At 67.0% G+C, this 9,441-nt stretch carries 8 protein-coding genes; all 8 read right to left on the bottom strand.

Annotation, left to right across the window (positions count from 1 at the left end):
• The coding region (locus VG561_RS20970) for a methyl-accepting chemotaxis protein (protein WP_423179938.1) at positions 1-1,681 on the bottom strand (1,681 nt) is incomplete at its 3' end.
• A 101-nt stretch (positions 1,682-1,782) separates the two neighbouring features.
• Positions 1,783-2,166, bottom strand: a complete 384-nt coding sequence (locus tag VG561_RS20965) for a hypothetical protein (protein WP_014647020.1) — start codon at positions 2,164-2,166, stop codon at positions 1,783-1,785.
• Between the two features lie 135 nt (positions 2,167-2,301).
• Positions 2,302-2,793, bottom strand: coding sequence for a chemotaxis protein CheW (locus VG561_RS20960; protein ID WP_014647021.1), 492 nt, complete (start codon positions 2,791-2,793; stop codon positions 2,302-2,304).
• Between the two features lie 183 nt (positions 2,794-2,976).
• Positions 2,977-3,750: a flagellar brake protein gene (locus tag VG561_RS20955; RefSeq protein WP_046430424.1), complete on the bottom strand. Its 774-nt coding sequence runs from the start codon at positions 3,748-3,750 to the stop codon at positions 2,977-2,979.
• 160 nt (positions 3,751-3,910) lie between these two features.
• Positions 3,911-6,160, bottom strand: a complete 2,250-nt coding sequence (locus VG561_RS20950; RefSeq protein ID WP_423179937.1) for a methyl-accepting chemotaxis protein — start codon at positions 6,158-6,160, stop codon at positions 3,911-3,913.
• Positions 6,161-6,532: 372 nt separating this feature from the next.
• Positions 6,533-8,521, bottom strand: coding sequence for a chemotaxis protein CheA (locus VG561_RS20945; RefSeq protein WP_014647024.1), 1,989 nt, complete (start codon positions 8,519-8,521; stop codon positions 6,533-6,535).
• Between the two features lie 45 nt (positions 8,522-8,566).
• Positions 8,567-8,932 (bottom strand): response regulator, encoded by a 366-nt coding sequence (locus VG561_RS20940; RefSeq protein WP_005409521.1) that lies wholly within the window; start codon positions 8,930-8,932, stop codon positions 8,567-8,569.
• Complete coding sequence (locus VG561_RS20935; protein WP_014647026.1) at positions 8,929-9,237, bottom strand: STAS domain-containing protein; 309 nt, start codon at positions 9,235-9,237, stop codon at positions 8,929-8,931. The genes VG561_RS20940 and VG561_RS20935 overlap by 4 nt, the downstream gene beginning before the upstream one ends.
• Between the last annotated feature and the right edge of the window lie 204 nt (positions 9,238-9,441).

The raw sequence follows: 9,441 nt of genomic DNA, 5'->3' as shown, positions 1-9,441 counted from the left end.
GCGAGGCGACACCGTGCGCGCCGATGGCGAGCTGGTTGGCCTGGCGTGCGTGCTCGGCGTTCTGGCGCACGGTGGAGGTCAGTTCCTCCATCGAGGCGGCGGTTTCTTCCAGGTTGGCGGCCTGCTGTTCGGTGCGGCGCGACAGGTCGCTGTTGCCGGAGGCGATTTCACCGGCAGCGGAGCTGATCGCGCGGCTGGACTGCTTGATGCGGGTGACGATCTCGCTCAGCTGCGCGGCGGTGGCGTTGGCGTCGTCGCGCATGCGGGCGAACACGCCCTGGTAATCGCCGTGCATGCGCACGGTCAGGTCGCCCTGCGACAGCGCGGCCAGCAGGCCGGAGATCTGCTCGATGCTGCCGGCATTGGCGTCCAGCAGGCCGTTGATCTGCTGGGCCAGCTGCAGGAAGAAGCCTTCCTTGTCGCTGGCATCGATGCGGCCGGACAGGTCGCCAGCGGCGGCCTGGGCGATCACGCGGGCCACTTCGGCTTCGACCTGCGCTTCCTGGGTACGGTCGCGCCATTCCACCACGTAGCCGACGGTGTCGCCGCCTTCATTGCGGATGGTCGAGACCACCTGGGCGAACTGGGCATCGCCGTACTGCATCGGGCGACGGGCGACGCCGTGTGCCTTCAGGTTGCCCAGCAGGGTCTGGTCCATCTCGCCGCGGTGTTCGAGCACGGTGACCGGCTTGCCGATCAGCGAAGCCTGCGCATCGAAGTCCGGCAGGTCGCGGCGCAGTTCGTCCTGGTACTGGCTCAGGGTCTGCTGCAGGGCGCGGTTGCTGTAGACGATGGTGTTGCTGGTGTCGGTCAGGTAGACGCCGGTCGAGCTGTAGTCCAGCGCGGTACGGATGCGCAGGTTCTCGCGGGCGATGGCCTGGTCGGTCTCGATGCGCTCGCGCAGGTCGCGCTGCATGCGCTGCATGGCCTGCATCAGTTCGCCCACTTCATCCTGGCGGCTGACGTCGATGTGGCCATCGAGCTTGCCGCCGGCCACGTCGTTGGCCACCGAGACGGCGCCACGCACGCTGCCGACCAGGGCGCGGGCAAACAGCCACACCAGCACCAGGCCGAGCGCGGCGCCGCCCAGCAGGGCGATCACGGTCAGCACGGCCGAGGCGGAGTAGGTGGATGCGGCCTCATCGCGCGAGGCGCGGGCGAGGCGGTTGTCTTCGGCGATCAGCGCCTCCAGCGCGGAGGCGGCCTTGCGGTGCTTGGTGCGAGTTTCGCCGACGAAGGTATCGATGGCGTCGTCCGGCAGGTCCAGCTCCAGCATCTCGGTGACGCTGTCATAGGATGCCAGGGCGTCCTTCCATTCCTTGGCGAAGGCGTCGAACAGCTTCTTCTGCTGCGGGTTGTCGACCAGCTTCGGATACTCCTTGATCGACTTGTCCATGCTGGCGCGCAGGTCTACACCCTGCTTGCGCGCATCGGACTTGACGTCATCGCTGGCGCGGATCAGCTGCTGGTAGGCGGCATTGCGGTACTCGCCCAGCATGCCGCGCATCTCGCCGGCCATGCGGATGCTCTCCATGCGCGAACCGGCCAGCTCGGTGGTCACGTTGTTCAGCGAATGCAGGCCGCGATAGGCGACGATGCCCTGCAGCAGCATCACCAGCAGGAGGACGCCGAAGGTCAGCAGCAGTTTCGGCATCAGTTTCAGGTTGTTGATCCACGGCATGGGCGTTGCGAGCTCCTAAGGCAGACGCGCCCGGGCATCGGGCCCGGTTGCAGCAGAAACCACGCCAGGACCAGGCCCGGCGTGGTCCGACGAACGGCGGATTACTTGATGTTGGCCAGCTTCAGCCCGGCCGGCGAGCTGACTTCGATTTCCGCACGCGAGGCGTCGCGCTGGATCTTGCCGATCACGCACACGGTCTTGCCTTCCAGGGTTTCCAGCGGGAAGGAGAACTTGCCGCGGTTCTCGCCGGCGATACGCGCCGAGAAGGTGTGGCGCGGGAAGGCGCCGCCCATGTACAGGAAGGTCGGCTGGCCTTCGGAGCCTTCTGCGTAACGGGCCTTTTCGACCTTGCCACAGACCATGCCGTCCTTGCCGACCGAACGCGGCGCCATTTCCGGCGGGATCATGTCGGCCGACTGGGCGAAAGCGGAGGCGGCGGTGGTGGCCAGGACAGCGGCCGAGACGAACGCAAACAGGGACTTCATCGAGGGTATCTCCGGGGATGGTAACGATCGGGCCGGTCCTGCGCGCTCCTGCGCGACCGGCTTCTGTCCCCCTATCGGCACCGCCGAAGGGAACTGAAGGGTTTTGTGACTGGAACGTGAAGCAGTTCCGGTTGCTCAGGCAGCGACGTCTTCGGCGAGGTTGGCCTGGCCCATGTCGGCGCTGTCGAGCAGGGTCTCGATGTCCAGCAGGATCAGCATGCGATCGTCGTGGGTACCGATGCCGGAGATGAAGCGGGTGTCGACGGCGGCGCCGAATTCCGGGGTCGGGCGGATCTGCTCGGCCGACAGCGGGATCACGTCGGAGACGCTGTCGACGACGATGCCGACCACGCGGTCTTCCACGTTCAGCACGATCATCACGGTGAAGGCATCGTAGCGGGCGTTGTCCAGGCGCAGCTTCAGGCGCAGGTCGATGACCGGGACGATGGTGCCGCGCAGGTTGATCACGCCCTTGATGTAGTCCGGGGCGTCCGGCACGCGGGTGACGGCGTCGTAGCCGCGGATTTCCTGCACCTTGAGGATGTCCACGCCGTAGTGCTCATCACCAAGGGTGAAGCTGAGAAATTCGCCACCGGCGCTGGCGGCGGAGCTGGTCTTGTCGTTCATCGAGGGGTCCTGGTTCTGCCGGAAGTCCCGGTGTCAGGCTCGATATCGGCCCCGCCGGGGGGGACTTTAGGTGCCGGGCAGTGCCGTGGATGGGGTCAGATCCCTTTTCAGGGAAAAGGGATCTGACCCCGGCACGCGTTCCAGGGTTGCCGGCCGGCGGCCGGCACTACCGGTCGGACGGCCTCAGAGCTCGCCGTTGCGGCGGGCCTTGCGCTGGCGGTCGATGCGGAAGATGTAGCGCTGGATGGCGCTGTCGGCGCCGCGTGGCAGGCATTCAAAGCGCATTCCCACGCGCTTGACCTCGATGCCATTGGGCTGACGCTGCGGCAGCAGGTTGCAGACCACCAGTTCGATATCCAGGTCGGGGCCGTCCGGCAGCGACAGCCGCGCCGGATAGCGCTTCTGCAGACCAAAAACCGCGCAGTCATTGGGCACCACCACGGCCAGGCCGCCACCGCTGATGTCCACTACGCGCATCGACAGGGCTTCGGCGCGCGCTTCGCCAGGCGGCAGCAGCAGGTGGGGCGAGTCGGTGACCGGCGTCTCCAGCCGGTACAGCTCGCGGCGCTGCAGGTGCACCAGTTCGTCAGGCAGCGGCGCACGGAAGGCCACATGGCCGTCGTTGTCCACGCGCTGCAGTTCGTGCAGCCGGAACCGTACCAGCACGCGTTCGAGCTGGGCGAAGCACAGCAGGTGATCGGCCTGCTCGGCGGCGCGGTTGGAGGCTTCCTGTGGGCTGCCATCGAGCAGCAGGAAGTCCTCGTCTTCGTCGAGGTCGAGCAGGGCGGTCGGGAAGGAACGGTCGCGGCCGTCGATATGGGCGTTGATCAGCGATCGCTGGTCGATCAGCGAGCGCAGCAGCTGGCGCAGCTGGCGCGGGTTGCGGACCAGGAATCGTTCGTCCGCGGCATCAGCCGCGTGGACATCATGCACTGCAGTGTCGTTGCCGTCGGACATGGAATCTACGGTCAGGGGCGGGCGCCAGCACGCATTGGCGCGAGGCTCGATGGGGATATCGGCTCCTGCACCGGATTATGAAGTGGGATTTGCATCACTTTCCACGCGTAAGGGGTCAGATCCCTTTCCCACAGGAAAGGGATCTGACCCCGTGCTTCTGTCAGAATTCCTGCCAGTCGCCGTCCGTGGCCAGCGCCGGCTGGGCCGTTGCCGTGCGCAGCGCACGTGCCGGGGCCGGCTTTGCCGCAGGCGCGGCGGCTGCGACCTGTCGCGGTACCGGTGCGGCCAGCGGGCGTGCCGGGATGGCCATCGTGCCCTGCGATGCCAGCCGGAAGCGGGCCACGGCTTCACCCAGCTGCACGGCCTGGTCTTCCATCGCGCGTGCCGCAGCAGTGGCTTCTTCCACCAGCGCAGCATTCTGCTGGGTGGTTTCGTCCATCTGCACCACGGTCTGGTTGACCTGCTCGATGCCCGCCGACTGTTCCTGCGAGGCCGCGGAGATCTCGGCCATGATGTCGGTCACGCGCTGCACCGAGGCGACGATCTCGCCCATGGTGCTGCCGGCCTGGTGGACCAGGCTGGAGCCTTCGGCAACCTTGCCGACCGAGTCGTCGATCAGGCCCTTGATCTCCTTGGCGGCGGCGGCCGAGCGCTGGGCAAGGGTGCGCACTTCGCTGGCGACCACGGCGAAGCCGCGGCCCTGTTCGCCGGCACGGGCGGCTTCCACTGCGGCATTCAGCGCCAGGATGTTGGTCTGGAAGGCAATGCCGTCGATGACCGAGATGATCTCGGCGATCTTCTTCGACGAGGCTTCGATGGCCGACATGGTGGTGACCACCTGGCCGACCACGTCACCGCCCTGCGAGGCGACACCGTGCGCACCGATGGCGAGCTGGTTGGCCTGGCGTGCGTGCTCGGCGTTCTGGCGCACGGTGGAGGTCAGTTCCTCCATCGAGGCGGCGGTTTCTTCCAGGTTGGCGGCCTGCTGCTCGGTGCGGCGCGACAGGTCGCTGTTGCCGGAGGCGATCTCGCCGGCGGCCAGGGTGATGCTGGAGGCGCTGGCCTGGATCTGGCCGACGATCTGGGTCAGCTGTGCGACGGTGGTGTTGGCATCATCCCGCATGCGCGCGAACACGCCATTGAACTGGCCTTCCATGCGCGCGGTCAGGTCGCCGGCGGCGATCGACTGCAGCAGCTGCGAGAGCTGGCCGAGGTTGCCGTCGGCCACCTGCATCATGGTGTTGAGATGCTCGATCATCAGCTTGAAGTCATGCTGGAAACGCTGTGCGTCGCCACGCTGGCTGAAGTCACCGGCAGCGGCCGCCGCGGCCAGCTGCTGGATCTGCGAATTGATCGCCAGCAGGCTGGCCTTGGCCGCGTCCATCGATTCGTGCAGGATCGCGCGGCTGCCGGGCAGGCGGCGTGCATCCGGGGTGAGATTGCCGATGGCGTACTGGTTGAGCACGTCGATGGCATCGCGGATCGCATCCAGGTGCTCGAAGATCACCGTATTGATGCCGCCGGCCAGCTGGCCATAGACACCCGGGAAATCTTCCGGAATGCGATGGCTGATGTCCGGTCCCGCGTGCATCTGTGCCATCAGCTGGGTCTGCTCGCTGAAGCGGCGGAGCATTGCGGTCATCTCGGTCGTGGCGGCCAGCATCCTGCCGGCTTCGTCCTTGCTGGTGGCCTGGGTGCTGACGCTGAGGTCGCCGCGGGCAACCGCCTGGATGGCATGCACGGCCTTGCCCAGCGGGCCGGTCACTGCACGCGAGATGACGATGGCCAGCGCGGCGGCCACCAGCGACAGCAGCACGATGCAGCCGATGATGGCGATCATGCTGGTGCGATGGGTGGCGTTGGCGTCGGCGATCTTGCCGTCCATCTGCCCGGCGATGTGGGTGCCCAGTGCCTTCATCGCAGCGAACAGGTCGCGGCGCGCCGGGCGTGACTGCTCATCGGAGATCTGCTGGGCCTGCGCGCCATCACCGGCGGCCACGGCGTCGCGCATCGCCTTGTTGGCGGCGAAGTAGCGATCCAGCTGGGTGCTGGCGGCGCGATACAGTTCGCGCTCCTTGTCCAGCGCCGGCAGCGCCGCGTACGCCGCCAGTTCGTCATGTACGGTCTTGGCGGTGTCGTCCATGCGCTTGTTGTAGTCGGCGACCTTCTCCGGCTGGTCGAGCATGCTCAGCTGGGCCAGTTCGTAGGTGCGGAACTCACCGAGCTGCGAGCGCGCCTCGCCCAGGTGCTGGACCGAGGGGATATCGTTGCCGGCCATCTCGCGCAGCTGCGCGTTGGCTTCGCTCAGTCGCAGCAGGGCGAACGCGCCGAGGACCAGGGTCATCAGGGTGGTAAGGGTGAACCCCACGGCCAGCTTGCGGGCGATGGGCAGATCTTGGAACCACTTCATGCAGGGTGCTCCAGGTGGGCAGAGTGCCGGCGTCTGTGCGCCGGTTTGGGGGTGGTTGCAGAGCGAACGGTGGTGCCCGGTGGGGTTCGGTGACGGCCGTCAAAGCGAAATAGCGGCGCAGTCCGGATGGACTTTATGGACGCATGTCACATTCGGTGGCGTAGGGATGACGGCGCGGAAGTGGCGCAGCGGCGGGGCTTTCGCTTGCATGGCGTAGTTGCGCGCGAAACCATCGCGTCGACGGAGTTCACAGAACGGATGGGGTCAGATCCCTTTTCCCCGAAAGGGCATCCGGCCCCGGCCGGAATGGGGCGCGCAAACAAAAACCGCCGCCCCGAAGGGCGGCGGTCCAGTACACGCATGCAGTGTGGATCAGGCGGCCTGCGGCATCCGCAGTGAACGCACCAGCCCGCCGATGTCGACGATCAATGCGACGCGGCCGTCGCCGAGAATGGTCGCACCGGACACCCCGCCGATGCGGCGGTAGTTGTTCTCGATGTTCTTCACCACCACCTGCTGCTGGCCGACCAGTTCGTCCACTTCCAGGGCGATCTTCTGGCCATCGCCTTCGACCACCACCACCAGCGATTCGCTGCCGGGTGCACGGTTGCCGTAGCCGTAGTACTCGCTCAGCGACAGGATCGGCAGGTATTCACCGCGCACGCGCAGCACGCGGCCTTCGCCGGCCATACTGCGGATGTCCTCGGCTTGCGGCTGCAACGCCTCAAGCACATAGGCCAACGGCAGGATCAGGGTCTCACCGGCTACCGCCACGGTCATGCCATCGAGGATGGCCAGGGTGAGCGGCAGGCGGATCAGCGTGCGGGTGCCAGCGCCGAGGCTGCTTTCAATCTGCACCTCGCCCCCCAACGCCTGGATGTTGCGGCGGACCACGTCCATGCCGACGCCACGACCGGACAGGTCAGTGACCGCATCGGCCGTGGAGAAGCCGGGCTGGAAGATCAGGTCCCAGACCTGCGAATCGGTCGGGTTGTCCGGCACCGCCAGGCCGCGCTCGGTGGCCTTGGCCAGGATCTTGGCGCGGTCCAGGCCGCGACCGTCGTCGCTGACTTCGATGACGATGTGGCCGCCCTGGTGCGAGGCCGCCAGGGTGATCGTGCCGGTTTCGTCCTTGCCTGCACCGCGGCGCACGTCGGGCATTTCCAGGCCGTGGTCGATCGAGTTGCGCACCAGGTGCACCAGCGGATCGGCGATCTTCTCGATCAGGCCCTTGTCCAGCTCGGTACCTTCGCCGACGGTGCGCAGCCGCACCTGCTTGCCGAGGCGGCTGGACAGGTCGCGGACCAGGCGCGGGAAGCGACGGAACACCGCATCGACCGGCAGCATGCGCACGCCGATCACCGCTTCCTGCAGGTCGCGGGTGTTGCGTTCAAGCTGGTCCAGGCCAGCGAACAGGCTCTCGGCGTGAACCGGGTCCAGCGCATGCGAGACCTGCTTGAGCATGGCCTGGGTGATGACCAGTTCGCCGACCAGGTTGATCAGCGCGTCGACCTTGTCGACGCTGACGCGGATGGAGGTTTCCGCTTCCTGGCTGGCGCCACCGCTGGCGGCAGGCGCGGCGGGTGCCGACGGCGACGCTGCCGCCGGAGCGGGAGCAGCCGCGGCCGGCGCCTGAGTGGCCAGGCTCGGCGGTGCGGCCGGACGGATGTCCAGCTCGCAGTCGTCCAGTACCCACGCGAAGGTGTCTTCGATCTTGCTGCGCGGCACCTTGCCGACCAGACCCAAGTCCCACGCCAAGTGGGCTTCGAGCGGATCGAGCTGCGCGAAGCCCGGCAGGCGGTCCATGCGCGCGGCGACCTGCAGCGAACCGAGGTGTTCCAGTTCGCGGATGATGCGCAGCGGGTCGTTGCCGCTCATGAACAGCGACGGCGCCGGGGTGAAGCCGATCTGCCAGGCTTCCGGCGTATCGTCCACCTTGGCTGCGGCGGCCGCCGGGGCGCTCGCTGCGGCCTGGCCGGACAGAACCGCTTCCAGGCGTGCCTTCACCGCAGCGACGGCAGCCGGATCGGCAGCCTGGCCATGTTCGGCTTCGCGCAGCAGGGCGCGCAGCACGTCCACCGAAGACAGCATGGCGTCGACGGCGTGGCCTTCCAGTGCCCGCTTGCCGGCGCGCAGCTCATCGAGCAGCGTTTCCAGCACGTGGGTCAGGCCGGCGATCGCGTCGAAGCCGAAGGTGCCGGCGCCGCCCTTGATCGAATGGGCAGCGCGGAACACCGAATTGATGATCTCCGCGTCCTGCTGCCCCGATTCCAGGGCCAGCAGGCCAGCCTCCATCGCGTCGAGGCCTTCGCGGCTCTCCTCGAAGAAGGTGGCGTGGAAGCGTTGCAGGTCCATGCTCATGGCAGTGGTGGTCCGGAAGCGAAGAGGGGGAGCGGTGCCGGGCGATCAGCCCAGCACTTTCTGCACGGTGGCGACCAGCTGTTCGGGATTGAACGGCTTGACCAGCCAACCCGTGGCGCCAGCGGCCTTGCCTTCGGACTTCTTGTCGGCGGCAGATTCGGTGGTCAGCATCAGCAGCGGGGTGAACTTGTAGTCCGGCAGCTGGCGCAGTTCGCGGATCAGCGCGATGCCATCCATGTTCGGCATGTTGACGTCGGTAACCACCGCATTGAAGCGCTGGCCCTTGGCGCGACCGAGCGCGACCGCGCCGTCTTCAGCTTCTTCGACGGCAAAACCGGCCGAGGTGAGGGCGAAGGACACCATCTGGCGCATCGACGCCGAATCGTCCACCACCAAGATACGTGCGCTCATGCAGCGTTCTCCACAGATTTCAGGTTGTCATGGGTTACGTCCAGGCCGAGGGCCTGGGTGACGCCCAGCAGGCGCGCGGCGTCACGGAAGGTTGCAGTGCAACCGTGGAAGCCGGTGCCCAGGCCTGCCTCGCGGCGGGCCTGCACGAACGCACACAGCACCTGCACGGCGGCCGTGTGGATGCGGGCGACCTGGCTGGCATCCAGGGTCAGCTCGCCTGCCTGCTCCACCAGGGGGGCAAGGCGGTTCTTGAGCTCGGTAGTGCTCTCGATGCCGAGATCCCCACCCAGTTCGACAGTGCTCATCGTTGCTCCGGACAAACGGTTCCGTGATCCATAACGGCACCCCGGTGGGGTTCTTTAGAAGAATCGACGCGGTGCGTCGATGCGGTCGCTGTTGAAAAGGGGACGGAGGGGATTAAGTCGCAAGCGACCTGGCTCTGCCGCAGCCCCCTCGGCAACGGCGACCGCGCAGTGGGGACGCAAGGTGTTGATCCAACGGATCAACAC

The organism is Stenotrophomonas sp. CASM110, assembly GCF_049384345.1.
Taxonomy (GTDB): Bacteria; Pseudomonadota; Gammaproteobacteria; order Xanthomonadales; family Xanthomonadaceae; genus Stenotrophomonas; species Stenotrophomonas muris.
This window is presented reverse-complemented; position numbering and strand designations above follow the sequence as displayed.

Bases quoted from the DNA above. Each gene is read 5' to 3' on its own strand.
- VG561_RS20965 (WP_014647020.1), bottom strand. From the start codon at position 2,166: ATGAAGTCCCTGTTTGCGTTCGTCTCGGCCGCTGTCCTGGCCACCACC.
- VG561_RS20960 (WP_014647021.1), bottom strand. From the start codon at position 2,793: ATGAACGACAAGACCAGCTCCGCCGCCAGCGCCGGTGGCGAATTTCTC.
- VG561_RS20955 (WP_046430424.1), bottom strand. From the start codon at position 3,750: ATGTCCGACGGCAACGACACTGCAGTGCATGATGTCCACGCGGCTGAT.
- VG561_RS20950 (WP_423179937.1), bottom strand. From the start codon at position 6,160: ATGAAGTGGTTCCAAGATCTGCCCATCGCCCGCAAGCTGGCCGTGGGG.
- VG561_RS20945 (WP_014647024.1), bottom strand. From the start codon at position 8,521: ATGAGCATGGACCTGCAACGCTTCCACGCCACCTTCTTCGAGGAGAGC.
- VG561_RS20940 (WP_005409521.1), bottom strand. From the start codon at position 8,932: ATGAGCGCACGTATCTTGGTGGTGGACGATTCGGCGTCGATGCGCCAG.
- VG561_RS20935 (WP_014647026.1), bottom strand. From the start codon at position 9,237: ATGAGCACTGTCGAACTGGGTGGGGATCTCGGCATCGAGAGCACTACC.